This window comes from Mesorhizobium sp. AD1-1 (assembly GCF_020164655.1).
In the GTDB taxonomy this organism is placed as follows: domain Bacteria; phylum Pseudomonadota; class Alphaproteobacteria; order Rhizobiales; family Rhizobiaceae; genus Mesorhizobium; species Mesorhizobium ciceri.
Map to the genome: position 1 here is coordinate 60,387 of NZ_JAIUGP010000004.1, position 25,895 is coordinate 86,281.

General features: G+C 63.8%; 21 protein-coding genes and 1 pseudogene. 17 read left to right on the forward strand and 5 right to left on the reverse strand.

What is annotated here, in order from left to right; translation table 11 throughout:
• Window positions 1-43 precede the first annotated feature (43 nt).
• Complete coding sequence (locus tag LB519_RS10010; RefSeq protein WP_224619730.1) at window positions 44-1,324, reverse strand: NAD(P)/FAD-dependent oxidoreductase; 1,281 nt, start codon at window positions 1,322-1,324, stop codon at window positions 44-46.
• A 237-nt stretch (window positions 1,325-1,561) separates the two neighbouring features.
• Between LB519_RS10010 and LB519_RS10015 the strand changes: the two genes are divergently transcribed.
• From LB519_RS10015 to LB519_RS10035, 5 genes are all read left to right on the forward strand, one after another.
• Complete coding sequence (locus LB519_RS10015; RefSeq protein ID WP_224619731.1) at window positions 1,562-2,719, forward strand: fumarylacetoacetate hydrolase family protein; 1,158 nt, start codon at window positions 1,562-1,564, stop codon at window positions 2,717-2,719.
• A 341-nt stretch (window positions 2,720-3,060) separates the two neighbouring features.
• Window positions 3,061-3,996, forward strand: coding sequence for a substrate-binding domain-containing protein (locus tag LB519_RS10020; RefSeq protein ID WP_013532868.1), 936 nt, complete (start codon window positions 3,061-3,063; stop codon window positions 3,994-3,996).
• A 114-nt stretch (window positions 3,997-4,110) separates the two neighbouring features.
• Window positions 4,111-5,097 carry an ABC transporter permease gene (locus LB519_RS10025; RefSeq protein ID WP_013532869.1) on the forward strand — a complete coding sequence of 329 codons (987 nt, stop codon included), beginning with the start codon at window positions 4,111-4,113 and terminating at the stop codon, window positions 5,095-5,097.
• 3 nt (window positions 5,098-5,100) lie between these two features.
• Window positions 5,101-5,892 carry an ATP-binding cassette domain-containing protein gene (locus LB519_RS10030; RefSeq protein WP_013532870.1) on the forward strand — a complete coding sequence of 264 codons (792 nt, stop codon included), beginning with the start codon at window positions 5,101-5,103 and terminating at the stop codon, window positions 5,890-5,892.
• A gap of 136 nt (window positions 5,893-6,028) precedes the next feature.
• Window positions 6,029-7,051, forward strand: coding sequence for a LacI family DNA-binding transcriptional regulator (locus tag LB519_RS10035; protein ID WP_224619733.1), 1,023 nt, complete (start codon window positions 6,029-6,031; stop codon window positions 7,049-7,051).
• 330 nt (window positions 7,052-7,381) lie between these two features.
• On the opposite strand, the gene LB519_RS10040 is transcribed toward LB519_RS10035, so the two are convergent.
• Window positions 7,382-7,972: a TetR/AcrR family transcriptional regulator gene (locus LB519_RS10040; protein ID WP_013532873.1), complete on the reverse strand. Its 591-nt coding sequence runs from the start codon at window positions 7,970-7,972 to the stop codon at window positions 7,382-7,384.
• A gap of 241 nt (window positions 7,973-8,213) precedes the next feature.
• Between LB519_RS10040 and LB519_RS10045 the strand changes: the two genes are divergently transcribed.
• The 3 genes from LB519_RS10045 to LB519_RS10055 are packed head-to-tail and all read left to right on the forward strand — an operon-like array spanning window position 8,214 to window position 12,805.
• Window positions 8,214-8,468, forward strand: coding sequence for a hypothetical protein (locus LB519_RS10045; RefSeq protein ID WP_224619734.1), 255 nt, complete (start codon window positions 8,214-8,216; stop codon window positions 8,466-8,468).
• Window positions 8,462-11,638: an efflux RND transporter permease subunit gene (locus LB519_RS10050; protein WP_224619736.1), complete on the forward strand. Its 3,177-nt coding sequence runs from the start codon at window positions 8,462-8,464 to the stop codon at window positions 11,636-11,638. Before LB519_RS10045 ends, LB519_RS10050 begins: the two co-directional genes overlap by 7 nt.
• Before the next feature lie 15 nt (window positions 11,639-11,653).
• Entirely contained in the window at window positions 11,654-12,805 is a 1,152-nt protein-coding gene (locus LB519_RS10055) for an efflux RND transporter periplasmic adaptor subunit (RefSeq protein WP_013532876.1), read from the forward strand.
• Between the two features lie 22 nt (window positions 12,806-12,827).
• On the opposite strand, the gene LB519_RS10060 is transcribed toward LB519_RS10055, so the two are convergent.
• Entirely contained in the window at window positions 12,828-13,013 is a 186-nt protein-coding gene (locus LB519_RS10060) for a hypothetical protein (protein WP_224620052.1), read from the reverse strand.
• Between the two features lie 109 nt (window positions 13,014-13,122).
• A pseudogene (locus LB519_RS10065) lies at window positions 13,123-13,254 on the reverse strand (LysR family transcriptional regulator); the annotation flags it as partial.
• A gap of 131 nt (window positions 13,255-13,385) precedes the next feature.
• On the opposite strand from LB519_RS10065, the gene LB519_RS10070 reads away from it, so the two are divergent.
• From LB519_RS10070 to LB519_RS10100, 7 genes are all read left to right on the forward strand, one after another.
• Complete coding sequence (locus LB519_RS10070) at window positions 13,386-14,078, forward strand: GntR family transcriptional regulator (RefSeq protein ID WP_023808713.1); 693 nt, start codon at window positions 13,386-13,388, stop codon at window positions 14,076-14,078.
• Window positions 14,079-14,113: 35 nt separating this feature from the next.
• Window positions 14,114-15,220 carry a mandelate racemase/muconate lactonizing enzyme family protein gene (locus tag LB519_RS10075; protein WP_224619738.1) on the forward strand — a complete coding sequence of 369 codons (1,107 nt, stop codon included), beginning with the start codon at window positions 14,114-14,116 and terminating at the stop codon, window positions 15,218-15,220.
• A 1-nt stretch (window position 15,221) separates the two neighbouring features.
• Entirely contained in the window at window positions 15,222-16,406 is a 1,185-nt protein-coding gene (locus LB519_RS10080) for a mandelate racemase/muconate lactonizing enzyme family protein (protein WP_013532879.1), read from the forward strand.
• A gap of 246 nt (window positions 16,407-16,652) precedes the next feature.
• A complete protein-coding gene (locus tag LB519_RS10085; RefSeq protein WP_224619740.1) occupies window positions 16,653-18,317 on the forward strand; it encodes an ABC transporter substrate-binding protein in 1,665 nt (554 codons plus the stop codon).
• A gap of 100 nt (window positions 18,318-18,417) precedes the next feature.
• On the forward strand, window positions 18,418-19,401 hold the full coding sequence (locus LB519_RS10090) for an ABC transporter permease (RefSeq protein WP_224619742.1): 984 nt from the start codon (window positions 18,418-18,420) through the stop codon (window positions 19,399-19,401).
• Entirely contained in the window at window positions 19,398-20,276 is an 879-nt protein-coding gene (locus LB519_RS10095; protein WP_027163828.1) for an ABC transporter permease, read from the forward strand. The genes LB519_RS10090 and LB519_RS10095 overlap by 4 nt, the downstream gene beginning before the upstream one ends.
• Window positions 20,269-22,299, forward strand: coding sequence for an ABC transporter ATP-binding protein (locus LB519_RS10100; protein ID WP_224619743.1), 2,031 nt, complete (start codon window positions 20,269-20,271; stop codon window positions 22,297-22,299). The genes LB519_RS10095 and LB519_RS10100 overlap by 8 nt, the downstream gene beginning before the upstream one ends.
• A 33-nt stretch (window positions 22,300-22,332) precedes the next feature.
• Here the strand turns inward: LB519_RS10100 and LB519_RS10105 are convergent, their stop codons facing one another.
• The gene (locus LB519_RS10105) at window positions 22,333-23,235 is read right to left on the reverse strand and encodes a LysR family transcriptional regulator (RefSeq protein WP_224619745.1); all 903 of its coding nucleotides are present in this window, start codon (window positions 23,233-23,235) and stop codon (window positions 22,333-22,335) included.
• 112 nt (window positions 23,236-23,347) lie between these two features.
• Here LB519_RS10105 and LB519_RS10110 point away from each other — a divergent pair, with 112 nt between their 5' ends.
• On the forward strand, window positions 23,348-25,003 hold the full coding sequence (locus tag LB519_RS10110) for an ABC transporter substrate-binding protein (RefSeq protein ID WP_027163831.1): 1,656 nt from the start codon (window positions 23,348-23,350) through the stop codon (window positions 25,001-25,003).
• 17 nt (window positions 25,004-25,020) lie between these two features.
• Window positions 25,021-25,890: a DUF427 domain-containing protein gene (locus LB519_RS10115; RefSeq protein ID WP_032898906.1), complete on the forward strand. Its 870-nt coding sequence runs from the start codon at window positions 25,021-25,023 to the stop codon at window positions 25,888-25,890.
• The last annotated feature ends 5 nt before the right edge of the window (window positions 25,891-25,895 follow it).

The window sequence follows — 25,895 nt, forward strand, 5'->3', positions numbered from 1 at the left end:
AGCAGAATCCCCTAACGGAGCCCCAAGGGATGAAGCGCCCTGGTCAGCGCTCCAACGCATCGAGCAGGCGATACCAGGCGATGGTCGCGGCGACGCCGACCTGGCGGAAGGCGTGAAACGGGATCGGCCGGATCGGCGAGACCGGGAAAGGCAATTGCCTGGCGTCGCCACTTTGGAGGTAGCTGGCGATGCGCTCGCCAAGCGCAGTCATCAGGCCGACACCACGACCCTGGCAGCCGACCACGGCGAGCAGGCCTTTCTCCGGCTCGTGGATGTGCGGCAGGTGGTCCGGCGTCATCGCCACCCGGCCGAACCAGCGCTTCTCGATGGGAACGCCGGACAGCGAGGGATAGAGCCGTACCAGCGCACGCTCGAGATGCGCCCAGTCGCCTGCGCTCGTCGGCAGCGCCATGCGGCCCCGTCCGCCAAGCACCAGCCGGCCGTCGGCGCTCTTGCGGTAGTAGACGAGGATGCGCCTGGAGTCCGACACCGCCTGCCCTTCCGGCAGGATCGTGGCCGCCAGGTTGGACGGCAGCGGCGCTGTGGCGATCTGGAAAGAATGCAGCGGCACGATCGTCTGGGCGAGACCGGGGATCAGACCGTCCGTATAGGCGTTTGTCGCCAGCACGACCGCCTTTGCCTGCAATTCCAGGCCATTTTCGGTCGAAACACGCCAAACACCGGCGGCATTGGCGAGCCGCACGACCCTTTGGCGCTCTGCTATCCTCACGCCAGTCGCGGTCCCGACCCGGGCAAGTTCAGACGTGTAGGCGAGCGGATCGATCACACCGGCGCGGCGGTCGAGCCAGCCGCCGAGATAACCCTGTGCGCCGGTCCTGGCTGCGGTCTCCGCTGCGTTCAGCAACCGGACGTCGGCACCGCGCGCGTGCCATTGCCGGTCGCGGTTCGTCGCCGCCTTCAGCGCGGCCTCGGTGTGCGCCGCCTGGATCCAGCCATTTCGAACGAACGGCACCGCCAGATTCTCGTCGCGGATCAGCTCGAACACCGCGTCGGCGGTCGACGCCGCGAAATTGACAAGCGCCTCGCCGCGCTCCGGGCCAAAATGCTCCAGCAACCATTCCGGATCGTATTTCAGGCCGGGAATGACCTGGCCGCCATTCAAGCCTGATGCGCCCTGGCCGATCTCGCCGGCGTCCAGCACCTGCACCGACAGGCCAAGCCGGGCGGCATGCAAGGCAGTCGACAAGCCCATGATGCCACCGCCAACGATGGCGAGATCGACCCGTTCGCCATTGGAAAGCGATTGAAACGTGGAAGCTGCCTGCGGCCTGCGCCAGATGGGATCGGAGAATGCTGTCGCCAAGGGTCACCTGAATGCGCTGCGATTTGTGAAAATCCTATTCAGAATTTCACAATTTTGAAAGAGTACCCTGGCTTTCGCCTGTGGACTGCCGCCGAGACGACCGGAGACCCAGAGTTCCGATCGCCTGCGACGGGATAGACCTTTGACGGGAATCCGGTGAAAGTGCCACGCCGATCCGGCTAGCCCACATTGTCGATCACTTCACCACATTGTCGATCACTAAGAGGACAGAGCGCCATGACGAACCCGACCCACCTGCCCAGCGAGGGCCTTTTTGTCGGACGCGCCAGAAGCAGCGGTGCTGCATACCCGCTGGTCGTCACGGTTCGCGATGGCACGGTCTTCGACATCACCTCGCGTACGGCACCGACCATGCGCGACCTTTGCGAGATGGCCGACCCGGCTGGGCATGTCCGCTCGGCCGAAGGCAGACCGATCGGTTCGCTCGATGACATCGCCGCCAACAGTTTTGAAACCGCGCGCGATCCAGCAAAACCCTACCTGCTCTCCCCGGTCGACCTGCAGGCGGTCAAGGCATCGGGCGTCACCTTCGTCGTCAGCCTGCTGGAACGGGTGATCGAGGAACAGGCGCGTGGTTCGGCTGCAAAAGCCGATGCCATCCGCGCCGACATTGCCGGACTGATCGGCCACGACCTGTCGAAGCTGAAGCCCGGTTCGCCCGAGGCGATGGAGATCAAGGCCAAGCTGATTTCGCGCGGCGCCTGGTCGCAATATCTGGAAGTGGGCATCGGCCCCGATGCCGAGATCTTCACCAAGTGCCAGCCGATGGCCTCGGTGGGCTTCGGCGCCGATGTTGGGCTGCACCCGGTGTCGACCTGGAACAATCCGGAACCCGAGATCGCCATGATCGCCGCCTCCAGCGGCAGGATCGTCGGCGCCACTATCGGCAACGACGTCAATCTGCGCGACGTCGAAGGGCGTTCGGCGCTGCTGCTCGGCAAGGCCAAGGATAACAATGCCTCGGCCTCACTCGGCCCCTTCATCCGCCTGTTCGACGACAAATTCTCCATCGATGACGTCAAGCGCGCCGTCGTGCGCCTGAAAGTCGAGGGCGAGGACGGGTTCTCGCTGGAGGGCGCAAGCTCGATGGCCGAGATCAGCCGCTCGCCGGAGGAACTGGTCGCCGCGGCCATGGGGCCGCACCACCAGTATCCGGACGGGCTGGCGCTCTATCTCGGCACCATGTTCGTTCCATCCAAGGATCGCGGCGAGAAGGGCAAGGGATTTACCCACAAGGTCGGCGACATCGTCACCATCTCGTCGGAAAAATTCGGTGCGCTGGTCAACCGGGTGCGGCTGTCGCCCGACTGCCCGCACTGGACCTACGGCGCCAGCCACCTGATGCGGGAGCTGGCCAGAGCCGATCTGATCTAGCAACCGGTATCGTCGGCGCCCTGCCAGGGCGCTGCGGACCTGGTCCCGTGGGCCTGGGATGGTCGTCGGCGTGCCCTTGTCGGCGCAGGCCGCGTTCGCGCGACCGAAACATCACACCAATTATCCGACAGTCGGAAAATCACCTCAACTGATGCAATCTGATGGGACGGCTGATGACGCCCCGTCAGGCGCCCACTACACCTGCAAATGGAGGCCTGGCAGATGGAGGCTTGCCATCCGTCGAAAAAGGGGATGCTCTGACGCATTCAATCGGCACTGGCAAAAGACGCAGAACAAGGGACGGATTTTGAACTGACGATCTACAAACGGGAGGAAATCAAATGCTGACACGGCTAAGACTCGTTCTATACGGCCTGTTGGTGGCGCTGATGGTGGTACCAGCAGCGGCACAGGCCAAGACGTTCTACTGGATTTCGCATGGCGGTCCGGCCGATCCGGTCTGGACCTACTTCCTGGCCGGCGCCAAGCAGTGGGCCAAGGACACCGGCAACACGGTCAACACCTCGTTCCACAATGGCGATGTCGCCTCGCAGCAGGAAGCGGTTCGCGCCGCCCTCTCCGCCAAGGCCGATGGCATCGTCACCACGAGCCCCGATCCGGGCAGCCTGATCGAGATCGTCAAGGAAGCGCGTGCGGCGAAAGTGCCGATCATCAATTTCAACACGCCTGATCCGAAAGCCGATTTCAACGCCTATGTCGGCGGCGACAATGTCACCTTCGGCAAGCATTGGGCACAGTATCTGGTCGACAAAGGCCTGGTGAAGAAGGGCGACTTCGTCTGGATGCCGGTCGAAATCCCCGGCGCCACCTATGGCGTGCAGGAAGAGGAAGGCATCAAGAGCGTCTTCGAGCCGCTCGGCATCACCTATGAAATCACGGAAGCGACGCTTGATCAGGCTGAAGTGATCAACCGCATGGTCGACTACCTCACGGCGAACAAGGCCAAGGTCAAGGCGATCATCGGCCTAGGCGACCTCGTCACCGGCTCCATCAAGCGGGTGTTCGACCAGGTCGGCATCAAGCCGGGCGAAATCCCGGTCGTCGGCTGGGGCAATTCGCTCGACACCACCCAGGAAGTGCTGAACGGCTATGTCAATGCCGGCCAGTGGCAGGACCCGCAGGCGACCAGCTATGTCGCGCTTTCGCTGGCCAATATGGCCGCCGGCGGCATTCCTCCGGGCTTCAACGTCATCACCGGCGCGCTCTATGAAAAAGACACCGCGCAGATCTACGACGACATCCTGTCCGGCAAGTAACATCCAATCTCAACAGTCGCGGCCGCCCAACGGTCGCGACTGGCTCTCCATTTCGCCGAGCCCTTCGCACGCGATGTGCAACGCTCAGCCTTCCACTCATGTCGCGGATTGCCTGTGGAAAATCATTCGCTCGTCCCACGCCTGATCGCACGGCCGGAATTCGGCCCTTTCGTGCTGCTCGTCGTCGAGATCGCCGTTTTCTGGAGTTTCAACCACGACTTCCTGTCGCCGCAGAACATCTCCAACACGCTGGCTTTCACGGTCGAGCTCGGCCTGATCGCGCTGGCGATGACGCTGTTGATGACGTCCGGCGAGTTCGACCTCTCGGTCGGCTCCCTGTTCGGCTTCTCGCCGGTCTTGATGTGGACCCTGTTCAACAGCGGCCTGACCTCGCTCGAAGCCGGCTTTGTCGCCGCGCTGCTGGTCGCCGCCTTCATCGGGCTGGTCAATGGCTGGTTCGTGACGCAGCTCAAGATCCCATCCTTCCTGGTGACGCTCGGCATGCTGCTGGTGGTGCGCGGCACCGCCCTTTTCGTCACCGACGGTTTTCCCCAGCGCACCTGGAGTGCGGAGGGCAGCTGGCTGGCGGAAGCGCTGGTCGGCGACTTCTTCATCGGCCCGTTCCGCATCTACATGTCACTGTTCTGGTTCATCGCCGCGGCGATCGCGCTCGGCTATGTGCTGACGCAAAGCCGCACCGGCAACTGGATCCAGGCGGCCGGCGGCAACCCGAGCGCGGCGCGGGCGCGCGGCGTCAATGTCAGCGGGGTCAAGATCGGCCTGTTCGTGCTGTCGTCGGTCATGGCCTCGCTTGCCGGCGTCATCTCTTCGTTGCGCACGTCCGCCGCCAACCCCAACAGCGGTACCGGCTATGAGTTGGAAGTCATCGCCATGGTGGTGATCGGCGGTACCGCACTTACCGGCGGGCGCGGCACGATCATCGGCACCGTGCTCGGCATCCTGATCCTGCGCGTGATGCGCAACGGCATCGTGCTGATCGGCGTGCCTGGTCTTGCCTACAACATCTTCATCGGTGCCATCATCCTCGGCATGATGGCACTGCATTCATGGCTGGAACGCCGGCATCAGGCGGGGACTTGAACCATGGCCGAGCCACTGATCCGCATGACGAACATCCGCAAGTCCTACGGCCGCGTGCAGGCGCTGGAGGATGCCAATTTCCATGTCAATGAACGGGAGATCGTCGGCTTGCTCGGCGACAATGGCGCCGGCAAGTCGACGCTGATCAAGGTGCTTTCGGGTGCCGTTCCGCTGACCAGCGGCGATATCTTCATCCGTGGCAAGAAGGTGAGCCTGCGCAGCACCAGCGACGCCATCGCCCATGGCATCGAGACGATCTACCAGGACTCCGCACTGGTCACGCAACTGTCGATCGCCCGCAATCTGTTCCTCGGGCGCGAGCCGATCAAGCCGCCGCGCTTCCTCAACCGGATGGACCAGGAGGCGATGAACACGGTTGCCCGCGATTTGCTCAAGCAGGTCGGCATCTCGAAGAACATCCCGCCGACGACGCCGATCGGCTCGCTCTCCGGCGGCGAGCGTCAGGCGGTGGCGATCGCGCGCGCCATGCATTTCGACAGCGACCTGATCATCCTCGACGAGCCCACCAACAATCTGGGCGTCGCCGAAACACAGGGCGTGCTGAGTTTCGTGCGCAGCGCCCGCGATTCCGGTCACTCCTGCATTTTCATCGCCCACAACATCCACCATGTCTTCCAGGTGGTCGACCGCATCGTCGTCATGCGCCGGGGCAAGGTGGTCGCCGACGACATCGACCCGAAGACGACCAGCGTGGCGGAGGTAGAGCGGATCATCACCGGCATGTCGGACAAGGAAATCCGCGATGCCATCACCGATGGCAAGCCGTCGCACTGACTGTCGGGTGATGGCGGCAATCACCGCTGCCTCAGATCGCATCGCTTGTCTGGCGCGGCATCGCAGGGCGCATAGGTAGCGGCATGAAAGCCACCGTTTCGGATATCGTCCGCAATTGCGGGCTGTGGGTAGCGGCATGAAAGCCACCGTCTCGGATATCGCCCGCAATTGCGGGCTGTCGACCGCAACGGTCGACAGGGTGCTGAACAACCGGCCGGGTGCGAGTGCGGCCAACCGCCAGCGCGTCATGGAGGCGGCGAAGCAACTCGGCTACCTGCCGGTCGCCGATCAGGTGACGCTGCCCTCACGGCCCGCCCACCTCGAATTCCTGCTGCCGATCGGCAGCAATGCCTTCATGCGCGATCTCGCCGGGCATATCGAGGACTACGCCGCGCGTCTGCCGCTTGTCGCCTCGTGCCGGATCCACAATCTCGCCGGTATCTCGCCGAACGCGCTGCAGAGCGCTGTCGAAAACCTGTCGCTCAGGGCCAATGGCGTTGGCGTGATCGCTGTCGATCATCCGCGTACGCGCAACATCCTGCGCGACATCGTCGAAGCCGGCATGCGTCTGGTGACGCTGGTGTCCGATGTTCCGACGGCACCGCGCGCGGCCTATGTCGGCATCGACAACCGGGTGGCGGGACGAACGGCGGCGCTGCTGATGGGACGCTTCCTTGGCGGCCGCACCGGCCATCTGGCGATGGTCGTCGGCTCACGTTCCTATCGCGGCCACGAGGAACGCGAGATGGGTTTCCGCTCGGTGCTCAACGAGGAGTTTCCCAATCTGACCGTCAGCAGCGCCGTCGAGATCAACGACGAGCCCGATGCCGGCTACACCGAGACCATGAAGGCACTGCACGACGAGCCGGAGTTGCTCGGCATCTATTGCGTCGGAGCTGGACATTCGGGCGTTGCAAAGGCGATCCGCGAGGCCAGGCCGAACCGCAAGCCGGTGTTCATCTGCCACGACCTGACCAAGGACACGCGCGGTCATCTCGTCGACGATCTCGCCGATGTCGTCATCGACCAGAATGCGCGGCTGATCGCCGAGCAGTCGGTCATTCGCCTGCTCGGCTCGATTGCCTCCTCCGCACCCTATCTGACGCGCAAGTTCATCGAACCGCGCTTGATCTTCAGGGAAAACGTGCCGGTGCAGTGAAGCAGGCGGCCTGAAAAAATGCCTGTTGCCGGATTTGTATGATAATTGGCACGGCAAATCTGCACAGCAGCTATGCAAGTTTCTTTGTTGCCGAATCGTTGGGCAACTCGTAGGTTCTGGTTGTCGGCCATCTACTCCTCCCAGATGCGATGCCGACGCTGAATGGGGTGCACCTCCTCCCGCGCCACATTCGAAAATCGAGCCCGCTGCCACCTCCTCCCGGCAGCGGGCTTTTTTCGTTTGGCCGCCGGAGTTTCCATACCGCCTGGGTCAACGGCGTAGACGGCCCTCCGTCATAGAGCCGTAACCCGCCAACAATCGTGGCGGATCTCAACCGGCGGCAGCGCCCCGGAACGAAACGATCAGCCCTTCGGCCATGCGCACGAACTGGGTGCTCGGACCTTCGGTACCCACGGTCTGCACGCTGACACGCGCGCCCTCGAACAGCAGCGACAGCGTATCGGCGAGCAGTTCGGCCTGACCAATGCCGGCATCCCGACATAGCGTCACAAGGCGCGCGCGCTGGGCTTCCTTGAGCTCCTTGATCACCAGCCTGGCCGGATGGTCCGGCTCGGTCAGCTCAGCGGCGGCGTTGGCCATGTCGCAGCCGCGGCCGTCCGCATTGAGCATGGCAGCCGCCTTGCGAACCCAGGCATGCAGCTGGGCAAGCTTGTCACCAGGGAATTCGGCCTCGAATGCTTCCCACATAGCGCCGGCCTTGGCCGCATTGGCGCGCAGGCATTCGACGATCAGTTCGTCCTTGGATTCGAAGTGACGATAGAGCGTCATCTTGTTCGTGCCGGCAGCTTCGGTGATGGCGTCGACGCCGACGCCCTTGATGCCATGCTTGTGGAACATGTCGCGTGCCGTCTCCAGGATCCGATCCCGGGGACGAGAGCGCTCCACGATGCCGTCTGCCATCATGATCTCCTTTCGTTTCCAAAAAACCCTCGGCCACCTCTTGACTAGGGTGTTACCGGTCTGTAACTTCCAGAATGTTACTTACTGGTAACACCTATATCGTCCACCGTCAATAACAAGGCCGTGAACGGCCCTGCCAGACGAGAGGGGCGAGAAACTGCCAATCATGCGGCCTCGGCCGGTGAAGAGATGAAAACGGTTCGCGAGCACGGGCTGCGAATCGACAGACAAGGAGCCGGCCATGCCACAGCGCCGCGATCTTACCATAGATGAAGCCGTCCGGGATCCGATGATCCGGCTGGTCATGAAAGCCGATGGCGTCGACCCGCGCGCCTTCGAGACGATGTTGCGCTCGCTCGCCGATACGCAGCGTGGCGAGGTGCGGTTGCTGCGTTCGCGGGACGACCGCGGTGACAAGCGCGGCCAAAGGCTGTCCAGGGTTGCCAGCGCCTTCGGGCGGGCAACAGCAGCCGGAGAGGCGTGCGTGTCGTGGTAAACTTTTTCATTCACCGTCCGATCTTCGCCTCGGCGATCGCCATCATCATGGTGCTCGCCGGGTCGATTTGTTATTTCCTGCTGCCCGTCTCGCAGTTTCCCGACATCACGCCGCCGCAGGTCGTGGTCAGCGCCCATTATCCGGGCGCCAGCGCACAAGTGGTGGCCGACACGGTGACGACGCCGCTGGAGCAGCAGATCAACGGCGTGCAGGGCATGACCTACATGTCGTCGACGAGTTCCAATGACGGCTCCTCGACCATCACCATCACCTTCGATGTCGGCTATTCGCTGAGCACCGCCGCCGTCGACGTGCAGAACCGCGTCTCGCAGGCCGCCTCGTCGCTGCCGGCGATCGTCAACCAGGGCGGCGTGACGATCAAGAAGCAGAATCCGAATTTCGTCCTCATCGTCAACCTGACTTCGCCCGACAGTTCGGTCGATCCGGTGGCGCTGAGCAATCTTGCCTATCTGCAGGTGGTCGACCCGCTGAAGCGGCTGCCCGGCGTCGGCGATGTGCAGATCTTCGGCGAACGGCGCTATTCGATGCGCGTCTGGCTCGACCCCGACAAGCTCGCCAATCTCGGCATCACCGCCGTCGATGTGCAAAACGCCATCGCCGAACAGAACGTCCAGGTGGCGGCCGGCAAGATCGGCCAGTCGCCGGCCCCGGCCGGCACTGCCTTCGAAATGCAGGTCAACGCCGTCGGCCGCTTGAGCGATCCCAAGGAATTCGGCGACATCGTCGTGCGCGCCAACACCGATACCGGCTCGCTGGTCAGGCTGCGCGACGTCGCCCGCATCGAACTCGGCGCGCTGCAATATTCGTCGTCTGCCTTCTTCGGTAAAGACCCGACCGTGGTGCTTGCCGTTTACCAGATGCCCGGCTCCAACGCGCTCGATCTGCAGCAGCGCGTCAAGGACAAGATGCAGGAGCTGTCGGGCCGTTTCCCGAAGGGCGTGTCCTATGCGATGCACTACGACACCACCCGTTTCGTCTCGGCGTCGATGCATGACGTGCTGATCACGCTCGGCGAAGCGCTGGTGCTGGTCGTCGCCGTGGTGTTCCTCTTCCTGCAAAGCTGGCGCACGACGATCATCCCGACCATCGCCATTCCGGTGTCGCTGGTGGCGACGCTGGTCGTCATGGAGATGCTCGGCTTCTCGCTCAACATGCTGTCCCTGCTCGGCATGGTGCTGGCGATCGGCCTCGTCGTCGACGACGCCATCGTCGTGGTCGAGAATGTCGAACGACAGCTGGAGGCCGGGCTCAAACCGCTTGCGGCGACCAAGGCCGCAATGACCGAGGTCACCGGCCCGATCATCGCCACCACCGCGGTGCTGATGGCGGTGTTCGTGCCGGTCGCCTTCATTCCCGGCGTCTCCGGCAAGCTCTACAACCAGTTCGCACTGACGGTGGCGATCTCCGTCGGCATCTCCGCCTTCAACTCGCTGACGCTGAGCCCCGCGCTCAGTGCCGCCTTCCTGCGGCATCGCGGCGAAACGCAGTTCGCCCCGTTCCGCTGGTTCAACACCGGCTTCGACAGGCTGTCGCACGCCTATGCCAATGGTGTGCGCATCCTCATCCGCTTGCGCTGGATCATGCTCGGCCTGTTCGCGGCGGGGCTGGTCGCCACCTACTTCGTCTGGCAGCGGCTGCCCTCGACCTTCCTTCCGGTCGAGGACCAGGGCTATTTCTTCGTCGTCATCCAGTTGCCCGACGGCGCGTCGCTGGAACGCACCGACGCGGTGGCGCAGAAGGCGCGTGACATCCTGCAGGCGACGCCCGGCGTCGACATCGTCGGCTCGATCAGCGGCCTGAACTTCCTGACCAGTGCCGCGCAATCGAATTCGGCGGTCGAATTCGCCATCCTGAAGCCATGGGAGGAGCGGGGCCCCGACCAGAGCGCGTCGAAGCTCGTCGCCGATGTGCGCGGCAAGCTGATGCAGATCCCGGAGGCCTTTGCGCTGAGCTTCGATCCGCCGTCGATCCCCGGTATCGGCACGACGGGCGGCTTCGAGTTCGTCGTCGAGGATCTGACCGGCCGCGGCAGTTCAGCCCTCAACGATGCGACGCAAGCCGTGATCGCCGAGGCGCGCAAGCAGCCGGAAATCAACCCGCAGCAGCTGTTCTCGCCGTTCTCGACCTCGACGCCACAGTTCAACTACGACCTCGACCGCAGCAAGGCCAAACTGCTCGGCCTCAACCTGCCCGATGTCTTCAACACGCTGCAGATCTATCTCGGCTCGCTCTACGTCAACGACTTCAACCTGTTTGGCCGCACCTTCCGGGTGACCATCCAGGCCGACAAGGATGCACGTGCGGGTGCCGCCGACATTTCGCGGCTCTATGTGCGCAATGCCTCCGGCGGCATGGTGCCGCTCTCGACGCTGGGCAAACTCGTGCCCTTCGTCGGCCCGGAGACCGTGCCGCACTACAACAACAATGCCTCGGCCTCGATCAATGGCGGCGCCGCACCGGGCTTTTCCTCCGGCCAGGCGGTTGCCGCCATGGAACGGGCCGCTGCAACCGCGCTGCCAAGGGATTTCGGTTTCGAATGGACCGGCATCACCTTCCAGGAGCTCAAGGCAGGATCGATCGCGTCCGTCGTCTTCGGCCTCGCCATTGTCTTCGTCTTCCTGATCCTGGCGATGCAGTATGAGAGCTGGGCGATGCCGTTCATGGTGCTGTTGGCGGTGCCACTGGCCCTGTTCGGCGCCTTCGCAGCGTTGTTGCTGCGTGGCATGCAGATCGACGTCTACTCGCAGATCGGCTTCGTCATGCTGATCGGCCTGGCGGCCAAGAATGCGATCCTGATCGTCGAATTCGCAAGGCGACGGCGCGAGGAAGGCCTCAGCATCGTCGACGCGGCGATGGAGGCGGCACGGCTCAGGCTGCGGCCGATCCTGATGACGGCCTTCGCCTTCATCCTCGGCGTGCTGCCGCTGATGTTTGCGACCGGCGCCGGTGCGGCAAGCCGGCAGTCGATCGGCACCACCGTGTTCGGCGGCATGGTCGCGGCGACCATCCTGTCGCTGGTGTTCGTGCCGGTGTTCTACGCGGTCATCGAACAGCTGCGTGAACGCCGCAGCAAAGACGAGCCCACCTCTCAAGACAATGAACCAACTGCTGAGCACGCTTTACCGCCCCTGGCGGAAGCGGCCGAATAAGATTGGAGACTGATCATGCGTAAATGGAAAATCGCGTTGGGAACGGCTGTCGCGCTGGGTGCGATCTCGGTGGCCAGCGTCCACCTGCTCGATATGGGCAATCTCAGCCTCAATGCCGGCACGGCAGGTGCGGCGCCCGCCCCGGCGGCGTTCGTCATGCCGGTGCCGGTGGTCAGTGTCGTCAAGAAGACGATCCCGATCTACCTCGACTATGCCGCGCGGACAGAGCCGATCCGCAGCATCACCTTACAGGCGAGGATTCCCGGCTATCTGCAGGAGCAGACTGCAGCCGACGGCGTCGACGTCCGGCAAGGCGATCTCCTCTACAAGATCTCGCCTGACGACTTCCAGGCGGCGCTCGACCAGGCCAAGGCCCAAGTGCAGCGCGACACGGCGACGCTCGACTATGCCCGCTCGAATCTTGGTCGCGGCACCGAGCTCGCCAAGAGCGGCTACCTCGCCAAGGACGGCTTCGACCAGCGCACCAGCACCTTGCGCGAAGCGCAGGCATCGCTGGCGCTGAACCAGGCGGCGGTCCGCACGGCAGAGCTCAATCTGAGCTACGCTGAAATCCGGGCGCCGTTTGCCGGGCGCCTTGGCCGCAACCAGGCCTCGGTCGGAACGCTGGTGAGCGTCGCCGGCACCGTGCTCAACACGCTGGTGCAGCTCGACCCGATCTACGTCACCTTCAACCCGAGCGAGACGGATCTGACCGAGATCGAGCAAGCCCGTGCGAACGGCCCGATCGAAGTGGATGTCCTGCTCCCCGGCCAGACCGAGGCAAGCCAGAAGGGCGAGCTTACCTTCATCGACAATTCGGTCGACCGCTCGACCGGCACGATCACGGCGCGCGCGACGATCGGCAATGGCAAGTTTACGCTGCTGCCGGGCCAGTATGTCCGTGTCCGGCTGCATGTGAGAGAGCAGGCCGATGCGCTGATGGTGCCCCAGACGGCGCTGGGCTCAAGCCAGCTCGGCAAATATCTCTATGTCGTCGGCAAGGGCAACACGGTCGACCAGCGGCTGGTTTCGCTCGGACCGACGAGCGGCGATCAGGTCGCCATCCTCAGCGGCGTCGCCGAGGGCGACCAGGTGATTACGGGCAATCTGCAGAAGATCGGCCCCGGAGCGCCCGTATCGCCGATACCGGAAAAGCCGGCCACCTGAACACCCCCGTCGGGATCCGGCTTCAGCGCGGCGCCCCGGCCTTCCCACAGGTCGCGGGCGCCGCTCGACTGAGCAGTTCCACCAGACCGGCAACATCGGCCCGGTCGGCCTTGGCCGGCGGCATGAATGCACAATAGGGGTGCCCGAGGCGCACCGAGACGGAGGAGAGCGCAATCAGCCGACCGGCCTCCAGATCGGCGCGCGCCATGACCCGCTGGCCAAGCGCGATGCCCAGGCCGAGCCTTGCCGAGGCGATCGGCGTCGGTGAGCGCGATGCGGTTGCCGCTGCGCACGAACAGCTGCTTGCCGAACCAGGTTTCGAGATTGCGTATCTGCTGGCTGACCGCCGCCGACGAAACGCCGAGTTCAGAGGCGGCCAAAGTGAAGCTGCCGGCACGGGCGGCAACTTCAAAAGCCTTGATCGCATTCAGCGGCGGCAACCGTTCCACAGCGGCTCCATATGACTCGCCAGAGGGAATTCGAAACGGTCTCTGCAGCGTTGGCCAATCAATTGAGATAGCCTCTTGTTAGATTGTCGACAATCTGCTTGTCTTGCTTTCGGTTTCCTGGGAGTGGCCGAATGGCGAAAGCGGATTTCAGTCCGATCGCGGATACGACGCGACGCGCCGAGATCGTTGCGCTGTTGCGGCGCGCGATCCTGACCGGCCAGCTCGCGCCCGGCCAGAAGCTCAACGAGCTCCGTATCTCCGAACAGATGCGGGTCAGCCGCGCGCCGCTGCGCGAGGCGATGCGCGAGCTGGTCCAGGAAGGGATCCTGACCAGCATCCCCTATGCCGGCACCTTCGTCATCGAGGTCACAGCCAAGGACATCGACGATGCCTATTCGTTCAACAAGGTGATGGACGAGCTGGCCATCGAGCGGGCGTGGCCGCTGCGTGACCAGCGCTTCTTCGACGAACTCGACCGGCGCCACGAAGCCGTGAAGCAGGCGACCCGCGCATTGGACACGACACGCCAGATCGAAACCGCGCTGCAACTGCATGGCCTGATCTACGAATGGGCCGACAATTCGGTGCTGCTGGAAACCTGGCAGCGGCTGACCAGCCGGCTGCAGATGTATTTCGCGCTCCACCAGCATGCCCGCAACGAGCCGGTGCCGGCCGAAGACGTTCACGAAACCTATGTGCGGTTGCTGAAGGGCAAGGACATGCGTGCGGCCCAGCGCCATGCCAGGGAGCATATCGATCTCGACTTCGAGGAGTTGCTTGCCTACGCCCGCGGCCTCGAACAACGCCCGTCGAGGGGCGCCTGACCCGTTCCCAACACCACAGACAGCGGACAAGACACGTGCAGATCGAGACCATCAAGGCCTACCACGTCATGCAGCCCTTCGTGGACGGGCCATACCGCATGTCGAAGGGGCGCGAGGCCGACGCCTTCGACGCGGTGATCGTGTCCATGACATCAGACAGCGGCATCACCGGCTGGGGCGAGATGGCGCCGCTCGGCAATTTTTACTCAGCCGCCTTCCCCGCCGGCGTTCGCGCCGGCGTGGTCGAGATCGCGCCGCATCTGATCGGCCGCGATCCGCGCGGGCTGGCCAGCATCGGGCGGCTGATGGACACGGTGTTCAAGGGCCATCCCTACATCAAGTCGGCGCTCGACATGGCCTGCTGGGATCTGGCGGCGCGCGCAGCCGACGTGCCGCTGGTCACGCTGCTCGGCGGCAAGGAAAGCGACACCGCGGAACTCTACAAGGTCGTCACGCACGGGAGCGTCGACGCCATGGCCGCGCTGGCCAAGCGCATCGTCAAGGACGGCTTCCACCGGCTGCAGGTCAAGGTCGGCGGCAATGTCCGTGACGACATCGAACGCGTCATCGCGGTTGCCTCCTCGGTGCCGAAAGGCACGGTCATCTTCTGCGACGCCAATGCCGGCTGGACTCCCTACCAGGCGCGCCAATTCGCCGATGCCACGCGCGCCATCGACTACACGTTCGAGCAGCCCTGCACCACGATCGATGAAAACATGTCGGTGCGCCGCATGCTCGACAAGCCGATGGTGCTCGACGAATCCGTCACCTCGCTCGAGGCGATGCTGGAAATTCATCGCCTGGGCGCGGCCGACGGGCTGACGCTGAAGATCTCGCGCCTCGGCGGCGTGACGAAGACGCGCCAGATCCGCGACGTTGCCGTCGACCTCGGCTTCATGATCACGGTCGAGGACACGGGCGGCGCCGAGATCGACACCGCGGCGATGGCGCATCTGTCGCTGTCGACGCCGGAAGAGCGCCGGCTGCACGCCATCGCCTTCCATGAATGGGTGACGGTGCGCACGGCATCGAACATGCCACCAGTCACCGGCAGCCGCATGGGCATTCCAGACGGGCCGGGTCTCGGCATAGACGTCGTTCCCGATCTGCTCGGCGCGCCGTTCTTCGAGGTCGGGCGCTGAGATGAAAATCCGCAGCATCAAAGCCACGCCGATCAATCTGCGCCTCGAAGCGCCCTATGCCTGGGTGTTCGGCGAACTCGACGGATTTTCCCCGACCGTCGTCGAAGTCGAGACCGAGGATGGCCTGGTCGGCCTCGGCGAAGCGCCGACGCCAGCGGCGGCCGCGATCATCAACGATGTCCTGGCGCCGCGGCTGGTCGGGCGCGATGCCTTCGACATCGCCGGCGCCGAGCATGTCTGCCTGCCCTTTTGGACCGGCGTGCAGTCGATCAACGACCGCACACGCATCATGGCTTTCGGCGCCATCGAGATGGCTTTGTGGGACCTGCGCGGCAAGGCGTGGAACCAGCCGCTCTACCAGTTGCTCGGCGGCGCCGTACGCAAGGATATCCCGTTCACCGACTATTTTTCGCTGCGCGGTGATGGGCCAAAGGTGAAGGGCGAGACGGCGCCCGAGGAAGTCGCCGACTATTGCGTCGAATTGCACGAGACGCATGGAACGACTTTCTTCGAAGGCAAGTTCTCGACCGAAGATCCGAAAATCTCGCTCAGGATGGTCGAGCTGATCCGCAGAAAACTCGGCGACGATGCGATGATCCGTATCGATTCCAACCAGGCCTATTCGCTCAGCACCGCGCGGCGGCTGGCGCGCCCGCTGGAAGAGTTGGGCGTGCGCAACTGGGAGGATCCGGTGGCGACCATCGAGGAGATGCGCGAGTTGCGGCGCCATTGCTCGATCCCGTTCTCGACCCACAACATTGACATTGCGCGCGCCATGGAAACCAAAGTGCCGGACGCCTTCGTCGGCAACCCGACGACGCATGGCGGCATCGGCCGGCTGTTGCGCTTCGTCGGCGCCTGCGAGCATGCCGGGATCGATTTCTGGTGCTACAGCGGCGACAGCGGCATCGGCAGCGCCGCCTATCTGCATCTGTGCGCGGCACTCGGCTGGATCAGGGAGCCGAACCAGTCGCTGTTTCGCATGCTGCCGATGGATGTCACCGAGGAAGGACCGTTTTCGCCGAAGAACAATGTCGTGCGCGTTCCGGAAGGTCCCGGTCTCGGCGTCACCTTGTCGCGCGAAAACCTCGCTGCCTGTCACAGAGACTTTACCGAGAAAGGACCGTGCAACAAGTATCATGACCCGGCAAAGCCCGGAACCTATCGCCGTTTGCCGCTGAACTAGATGACGGCTAGCGGCCAAGACCGACGGCCAGACACGAGAAGCCAACCGCCGCGACTTCGGTCGGGAAGGTTGGACAAAGACGGTGGAAGCAGTGCAGCCAACAATCCGGAGCGTCCATGCCACGACTGGATGGACCGGACAAAACCGCATGCTAAAGTTCCGATAGACAGGCCTCCGGTGCCGGGAAAATGGAGCAATCCACGAAATTTCGTCAACCATAAGAAATAGGGGAAAGGGTAAAAACCCATGAGCAAGAACCACAGCATTCTCGATCTGATCCGGCGCAATCGCACGCCGCTTGAAAATCACCTGATCGATGGCCTCGTCGACGGCCGTGTCAGCCGCCGCGACTTCGTCCGTCACGGCAGCCTGCTCGGCCTGTCGCTGCCGCTGCTGGGCCGCATAGGCATGGCCGCCGGCCTTGGCGGCATGCCGTCGCTGGCGCGCGCCCAGGGCGCGCCGGGCGCCACCATCCGCGTCGCCAGCAGTGTGCCGGCGGCGACGATCGACCCGGTCAGCATTGCGGACGCCGGCGGCCTGCTGATCATGCAGCAGGTTGCCGAATTCCTTTGCGTCGACGGCCCCGATCTGGTGCTGCAGCCGGCCTTGGCCGAAAGCTGGAAGCCGAACGACAACGGCACGGTGTGGACCTTCAAGCTGCGCAAGGGCGTAAAATTCCACAGCGGCGGCGAGATGAAGGCCGACGACGTCGTGGCCAGCATCGACCGCCTTGCCGACCCGGCCAACTCGTCCAATGCGCTGTCGGTGTTCACCGGCATCCTGCAGAAAGGCGCTTCAAAGAAGGTCGACGACTACACGGTGGAATTCCACCTCAATGCGCCGAACGGCAACTTCCCCTACATGCTGTCGTCCGACAACTACAACGCCGTCATCATCCCGGCGAGCTACAAGGGCGACTACGAAAAGAGCTTCGACGGCACCGGGCCGTTCAGAATTGAGAAATACACGGCAAAGGTCGGCGCGTCCTTCGTCCGCAACGAGGACTATTGGGGGCCGAAGGCCTTGCCCGAGCGCACCGAATTCACCTTCTTCACCGACATGCAGCCGCAGATCCTGGCGCTGCAGGGCGGACAGGTCGACATCATCAACCAGATGCCGGTGCTGGCCGGCGTCGCTCTGCTCAACGATCCGAACATCGACATCATCAGCCTGAAGTCGTCGGCCCATCAGCAGCTGCACATGCGCTGCGACGAGGGTCCGTTGAAGGATGCGCGCGTGCGCCGAGCCATTGCGCTCTGCCTCGATCGCGACAAGCTGGCCGCCGGCCTGATGAAGGGACGTTCCGCCCTGGGCAATGACAGCCCGTTCGCCGCCGTCTATCCTTCGACCGATACGAGCGTGCCGCAACGCAAGCAGGATATCGCCCAGGCCAAGCAGCTCATGGAAGCAGCCGGCCTTGGCCAGGGCTTCAAGATAACCCTGACCACCGAACGCTACCTGGAAATCCCCGAATACGCCCAGCTCATCCAGAACTGGGTCAAGGAGATCGGCGTCGAGCTCGACCTCAACATCCTCGACCAGAGCGGCTATTACGGAGACGCGGTGTTCGGCAAGTCGAACTGGCTGGATTCGGTGATGGGCATCACCGACTACGGCCACCGCGGCGTGCCGAACGTCTATCTTGCGGCACCGCTGAAGAGCGAAGGCACCTGGAATGCGGCGCATTTCAAGAACAAGGACTATGACGCGCTGGCGACCAGCTACATCGCAGCACTCGACCTCGAGGCGCAGAAGGCCGACGCCGGCAAGATCCAGAAGCTGTTGCTCGAGGAAACGCCTGTTATTTTCGGCTATTTCTACGACTATCTGACGGCGACGGCGAAGGGCGTGGCCGGCGTACAGCCGACCGCCATGTCGCAGCTGTTCCTCGACAAGGCATCGAAAGCCTGAACTAACTCTTTGTTGGAGCATGACCTTTTCCGAAAACCGGTCCCCACTTTTCGGGATCATGCTCAAAGGGAAAGCCAATCCTCTAACAGCCAGCTCCCGCATGGGGCTGGCTCCACAAGGAGTCTTAGCCATTCTCTCCTTCCTTGCCCGGCGTGTCTCGCTGTCGCTGGTGACGCTGTTCCTGCTCAGCATCATGGTGTTCCTGGGCGGCCAGGTGCTGCCCGGCAATGTCGGGCGCGCCATATTGGGTCCGTTCGCCGACCAGCGCGCGGTCGACGCGCTCAATCACACGCTCGGTGTCGATCGCCCGCTGCTGGCACAGTACTGGGGCTGGATCTCCAATTTCGTCCAGGGCGACATGGGCACGTCCTACATCTTCCGCTCGCCGGTCGCGCCTTTCGTCATCGATGCGCTCGGCAATTCGATGAAGCTGGCGGCGGTCGCCTTCGTGCTGGTGGTACCGATCGGCATCCTCGGCGGCGTCGTCGCCGCGCTCAACCTCAACCGCCCGCTCGACCGCATCATCAGCCTCGGCGGTCTGTCGGTGACGGTGCTGCCGGAATTCGTCACCGGCATCATCCTGATCCTGATCTTTGGTGTCTGGCTGCGCTGGCTGCCGATATCGGCCGCATGGCCGCGCGACGCCGGCTTCTTCACGCAGCTCTACTACCTGATCCTGCCGTCGCTGCCGCTGTTCCTGGTGCTGTTCGGCTACATCGCCCGCATGGCGCGCTCCGGCATGATCGAAGCGCTCGATTCCGACTACACGCGAACGGCCGTGCTGAAGGGCCTGCCCTGGCGCACGGTGATCTGGCGCCATGTGCTGCGCAATGCGCTGCTGCCGACCATCACCGTTATCGCAACGCAGACCGGCTACCTCATCGGCGGCCTTGTCGTCATCGAAACGCTGTTTCGCTACCAGGGCATCGGCTCGCTGATCTTCACTGCCGCGCGCGGCAAGGATTTCCCGATGCTGGAATCGGGCATCCTCACCATCGGCATCGTCTATGCCGTGGCCACTCTTGTCGCCGACCTCCTCTATTCCGTGCTCAATCCGCGCATCCGGCTGGGGTCAGACCAATGAGCACCATCCAGACCACCTCCTCGACACCCGACGACACGCGCCCGCGCGGCCCGCTGGCCGAGGTCTTTTTCTCGCTGCTGCGCTCGCGAACATTCCTTGTCGGTTTCGCCATCGTGCTGTTCTGGGTTGCCTGCGCGCTGTTCGGCGAGCACTTCGCACCCTACGACCCGCTCGCCGACGACATCATCAACGCGCTGGCGCCGCCTTCTTCCGAACACTGGTTCGGCACCGACCAGATCGGCCGCGACGTCTTCTCGCGCGTCATCGTCGGCTCGCGCGACATCCTGACCGTCGCCCCGCTGGCGACCTTGCTGGCGACAGTGGCCGGCACGGCGCTCGGCCTCGTCACCGGCTATTTTCGCGGCCTCGTCGACGATGTCGTCAGCCGAATCCTGGAAGCCTTCATGGCGATCCCGGTGGTCATCGTTGCGTTGCTGGCGATCGTTGCGCTCGGCACCTCGAAGACGACGGTCATCGTTGTCATCGGCTTAAGCTTCGCGCCGATCATCGCGCGCACCGTGCGCTCGGCGGTGCTGGCCGAGCGTGAACTCGACTATGTCGCTGCCGCGCAGCTAAGGCATGAAAGTGCCCTGCATACGATGTTCGTCGAGATCCTGCCCAATGTCATTCCGCCGATCCTGGTCGAAACCACCGTGCGGCTCGGCTATGCCATCTTCGCCGTCGCCACGCTCTCGTTCATGGGTTTCGGCATCCAGCCGCCCTCGCCCGACTGGGGGCTGTCGATCTCCAACAATTACGGCATGATCGGCGGCGGCTTCTGGTGGACGGTGCTGTTCGATGCGCTCGCCATCGCCTCGCTGGTCATCGGCGTCAATCTGGCGGCCGACGGCGTTCACGGAGCGCTCAATGACTAACTCCGCCAAGGCCGAAAACGCACTCGAAGTCACCGATCTTTCGGTTGCCTACCGCGTCGCCGGCCGCAACCGCGCCGTGCTGCGTAACCTCAGCCTCACCATCGGCCAGGGTGAAGCCTATGGGCTGGTCGGCGAATCCGGCTGCGGCAAATCCACCGTGGCGCTTACGGTGGTGCGCTATCTGCCGAGAAACGGTTCTATCACCGGCGGCACGATCTCGCTCGGCGGCCAGAACGTGATGAAACTCGACGCCGAGGCGCTCAGGCGGGCGCGCGCGGAAAGCGTCTCCATGGTCTATCAGGACCCGGGCAAGGCGCTGAACCCGTCGATCCGCGTCGGCCGTCAGTTGACCGAGATTTTTGAACTCGGCGGTATTTCGGGACAAGCGGCCACCGACCGGGCGATTGCGATGCTCAATCGCGTGCGCATCTCCGACCCCGTCAGCGTCATGCAGCGCTACCCGCACCAGCTTTCCGGCGGCATGCAGCAACGCGTGGCGATTGCCATGGCGCTGGCCAACGATCCCTCGATGCTGATCCTCGACGAGCCGACCACCGGCCTCGATGCGACGGTAGAGGCCGAAGTGCTCGACCTGATCGCACAGCTGCGGCAAGAACTGTCGGCCTCGATCCTGTTTATCAGCCACAACCTCGCCGTCGTCTCCAACATGTGCGACCGCGTCGGCGTGCTCTATGCCGGCATGCTGGTCGAGGAAGGACCGACGGAGGTCGTCTTCAACGACCCGCGCCATCCCTACACCGTAGCCTTGCTGCGCTGCCTGCCGCGCGGGGGCCAGCGCAAGGACCAGGGCCGCCTCGACACCATTCCCGGCTTCCTGCCCGGCATCGGGGTAGACATCAAGGGCTGCGCCTTCGCCGATCGCTGCGCGCTCGCCGACGACCGCTGCCGCAGCGAATTGCCACCACTCTACGATCTGGGCGGCCGGCTGTCGCGCTGCTTTCATCACGACAAGGCGCAGGCGCTGCCGCGCGCGACGCCGAGCGATGTGGCGCCTGTACCAAGGGCGGCGGCAGCGCCGGTGCTGCGCGTCACCGGGCTGAACAAGACCTATGCCAGCCATGGCCATGCACTGCGCGCCGTGAAGGACGTGTCGCTCGACCTGCGGCCTGGCGAAACGCTCGGGCTGGTCGGCGAATCCGGCAGCGGCAAAACGACCTTCGCCAGGCTGCTGCTCGGCCTTGTGCCGCCGGACGCAGGCGGCACGATCGAGCTGGAAGGCAAGGCGCTGGCGCCCAGGCTGGAGAACCGCAGCGACGACCAGATCAAGGCGATGCAGATCGTCTTCCAGAACCCGGACTCCGCACTCAACCGATCGCATTCGATCCGGCATCTGATCGGACGCGCGCTGAAGCGGCTGGCGGGCCTCTCCGGCAAGGCGCTGGAGGCTCGTCTCAACGACCTCGTCCGCTCGGTGCGGCTCACCGACCGCCATCTTGCCGTCAAGCCACGCCAGCTCTCCGGCGGCCTGAAGCAGCGCGTCGCCATTGCCCGCGCCTTCGCCGGAGACCCGCGGATCGTCGTCTGCGACGAGCCGACCTCGGCGCTCGACGTCTCGGTGCAGGCGGCCATCCTCAATCTGCTCGCCGACCTGCAGTCGAAGGAAGACGTCAGCTACATCTTCATCTCGCATGATCTGGCCGTGGTGCGTTACCTCTCCGACAAGATCGCCGTGCTCTATCTCGGCCGCATCATGGAGCTCGGACCGTCGGAAGAGGTCTTTTCCGGGCCGCATCATCCCTACACCGAAGCGCTGCTGTCGGCCGTGCCCAAACTCGACCAGACCGAGACGGCGCGCATTCGTCTCGGCGGCGAAATCCCGAGCGCCACCAATCCGCCGTCGGGCTGCGTGTTCCACACGCGCTGCCCGCGCAAGATCGGTCCGATCTGCGAACAGCAGGAGCCGCCGCTGAGCGAGGCCCAGCCCGGCCATTCGATCCGCTGCCACATTCCATATGCCGAACTGGCCAGGCTGCAGAGAGCGGCCGTGACCGAGCCGGCATAGCGAGCGTCACCATCACCCGCGTGGCTTGGCCGGTCAGATCTGGCCGGCCATGCTGAGAGCACGGTCACCTTCCGAAAAGCCCTGCCCTTCGGCCCAGTCCCTGGCCAGCGTGCGCAGGCCTGTGAGCGCGACATCCAGGACATCCGAAGAAACAGGATTGGAGGGATAGGCGAGGTAGATCGGCCGCTGGAACACCGGCGCGTCGTCGATGCGCCGCATTTCGCCGCGCTCGATATGGCCGCTGACGGCGCTGAGCGGCAGATAGGCGGCGGCTTGCTGAGACAGCACATGCTGCAGCCCGATGAAGACCAGTCCGGCCGATATAGCGGGCTTGACCATGCCGGCAAAGGCGCGGTCGTGCTCGATGCGGAACTCAAGCCCCCAGTCCATCAGGATGTAGTTTTCGGTCCACGGCCTGTTCTGCGCGGCGTGCTGCACCAGCACGACCTGATCGACGGCCAGCGTTTCGTAGACGATGCCGGGATGCGGCCGCGGCAGATAGAGGATGCAGATATCGAGCAGGCCTTCCGCCAGTTGGTCGATCGCCGAGTCCGGAAAGCTGCCCTCCAGCCGCAGCGCCACGTTCGGCCGCCTGGTGCGCATCCACTCGACCCATGGCGAGGTGATGCGGTCCCACAGATAGGCAGGCGCGGTCAGCCGCAGCAAGGTCTCGTAGCCATCGGGAACGGCGATGTCCTGCCGCGATTGCTCCCAGGTGCGGGTGATGGAAGAGGCATGTGGCAGGAACTGCCGGCCGGCCGGCGTCAGCGTGACGCCATCGCGGTCGCGCACGAAAAGCCGGCGGCCCAACTGCTCCTCCAGCCCCCTGATCCGTGCGCTGACGGTGGACTGCGCGAGGTTGAGCCGGCTGGCTGCGACGGTGAAGCTGCCATGGGTGGCGACTTCGAGAAAGCTGCGCAGATTTTCAGTGTCCATGCCCACCTCTACATCGAAAATTTCGATGACCCCTATCAAAAAATATCGCTTTCCGGCGGCAGTCAACAATGAACTAGATGGCCGAACCCCAAGACAAGCGAGGAATCCAGCCATGCCCAAGCATTTCCGGATGATCGACAACGCTCGCAGAACGCTCACTGCAATCGAAAATTCCGCTGTCGACGAATTGTTGGCCGGCAGGATGGACCGCCGCGACTTCCTGCGCCATGGCAGCGTGCTTGGTCTCTCACTGCCGTTCCTGGGCAGCCTTGTCGCGGCCGCCGGCCTCGGCACGCAGCAAGCACGCGCGGAGGGCAAGCCGGGCGGCACGGTGCGCGCCGGCGTGGCGACGCCGGGCGGCGCCATCGATCCCGTCACCTATTATGACAGCGGCAGCTATCAGCTGGTTTTCCAGACCGCCGAATTTCTCTGCATCACGCAGCCGGACCTCACCTTGAAGCCGGTGCTGGCGGAGAGCTGGGCGCCGAACGAGGACGGCAGCGTCTGGACGTTCAAGCTGCGCAAGGGCGTGAAATTCCACAATGGCGAGGATTTCAAGGCCGACGACGTCGTCGCGACCTTCGACCGGCTGGCCGACCCCAACGGCGCTTCTAATGCACTTTCCGTGTTCAAGGGGCTGCTGTCGAAAGGCGGCACCCGGAAGGTCGACGACCACACCGTCGCCTTCCATCTCGATGCGCCGAATGGCAGCTTTCCCTATTCGGTGTCGATCGACAATTACAACGCCGTCATCCTGCCGGCGAGCTACAAGGGCGACTACGAAAAGACGTTCGAAGGAACCGGGCCATTCCGGCTGGAGACCTACACGCCAAAGGTCGGCGCGACCTTCATCCGCAATACCGACTATTGGGGCGAGAAGGCGCTGCCTGACCGGCTCGAATTCAAATTCTACGGCGACGTGCAACCGCGCATCCTGGCGCTGCAGGCCGGCGAGGTCGACATTCTCGACGCCGTTCCGCTCGATGTAAGCCAGGTGGTGCTGAACAGTCCTGATATCACGGTGCTGCGTGTCGCTTCGACCGCGCACCGGCAGCTTCACATGCGCTGCGACACCGGCCCCTTCACCGACAAGCGCGTGCGCCAGGCGCTGGCGCTGTGCATCGACCGCTCCAAGCTGGTCGACGGGCTGTGCCGCGGCATGGCGGCGACCGGCAATGACAGCCCCTTCGCACCCGCTTTCCCCGCAACCGACAAGACGGTGCCGCAGCGCGTCCAGGATATCGCCAAGGCCAAGCAGTTGCTGGAGGCGGCGGGCCTTGCCAGTGGTTTCGACATCACGCTAACGACGCTGCGCTATTCCGACATTCCCGGCTACGCGCAATTGTTCCAGAATTTCGCCAAGGAAATCGGTGCCCGCATCTCGCTCAACATCGAGGACCAGGACAAATATTACGGCAAGGCGGTGTTCGGCCAGTCGGACTGGCTGGACAGCCCACTTGGCATCACCGACTACGCCCATCGCAGCGTGCCGAACGTCTTCCTGAAGAGCCCGCTGGTCAGCGACGGTCCGTGGAATGCGGCGCATTTCAAGAGCCCGGCCTATGACGGCATGGTCACCAGCTATCTCAAGGCGCTCGATGTCGGCGCGCAGCGCGCTGCCGCCTCCGACATCCAGAAACTGCTGCTCGACGAGACGCCTGTCATCTTCAGCTATTTCCCCGATCTGCTGGTGCCGGTGCGCAAGAATGTCAGCGGCTTGCCGCCGATCGCCGCCGGCCTGCTGCTCGATCGCGTGTCCCTGAGCTGATCGTGCCCCAACGCCCGATGACAAAAGAAACAAAACGGGAGACTACCATTCGCAAGCCTCATCTGCGCGGCCGCGGGCCGCATTTTCCCTTGCTCGACACCATCGTGCAGTACGACTTCGAGCCGGGCTACATAGCCTTCACCATGCCGACGCAGAAGCGCCTGCGCGTGCAGGTGGGGTCAATGACCGTGGCCGATACGACCAACGCCTTGGTGTTCTACGAATCCGATCATCTGCCGGTCTACTATTTTCCGATCGGCGACGTTCGCGAGGAGTTCCTGCTGCCGAGCAAGACCACGACAGAGGACCCATTCAAGGGCACAGCCACCCACTATTCGCTCAACACCGGCATCACGCTGGTCGAGGACGCGGCCTGGCGCTATCTCGATCCGGTTAAGGGCTGTCCGCCGATATCGGACTACATGTCGTTCACCTGGAGCAAGATGGGGCACTGGTTCGAGGAGGACGAGGAGATCTTTGTCCACGCCCGCGATCCCTTCCGCCGCGTCGACTGCCTGCCGTCGTCGCGGCGCGTGCAGGTCATCCTCGATGGTGAGCAGGTCGCCGATTCACGCCGCGGCGTGTTCCTGTTCGAGACCGGCCATCCGGTGCGCCACTATCTGCCGATCGCCGACACGCGGCTCGATATGTTCGCGCCCAGCCGCTACATCTCGCGCTGTCCTTACAAGGGCATCTCCAACTACTATCACGTGACGACCAAGGCCAAGCGCCACGAGAACCTCGTCTGGTATTATCCGGAGCCGGTGCATGAGGCGGAGCGCATCAAGGGGCTGGTCTGTTTCCACCACGAACTGGTCGACAAGATCCTGGTCGATGGCGTCGAAATCCCGAAGGAAGCCACGGCCGCGTCGAGCGGTTATTTCTAGGCATC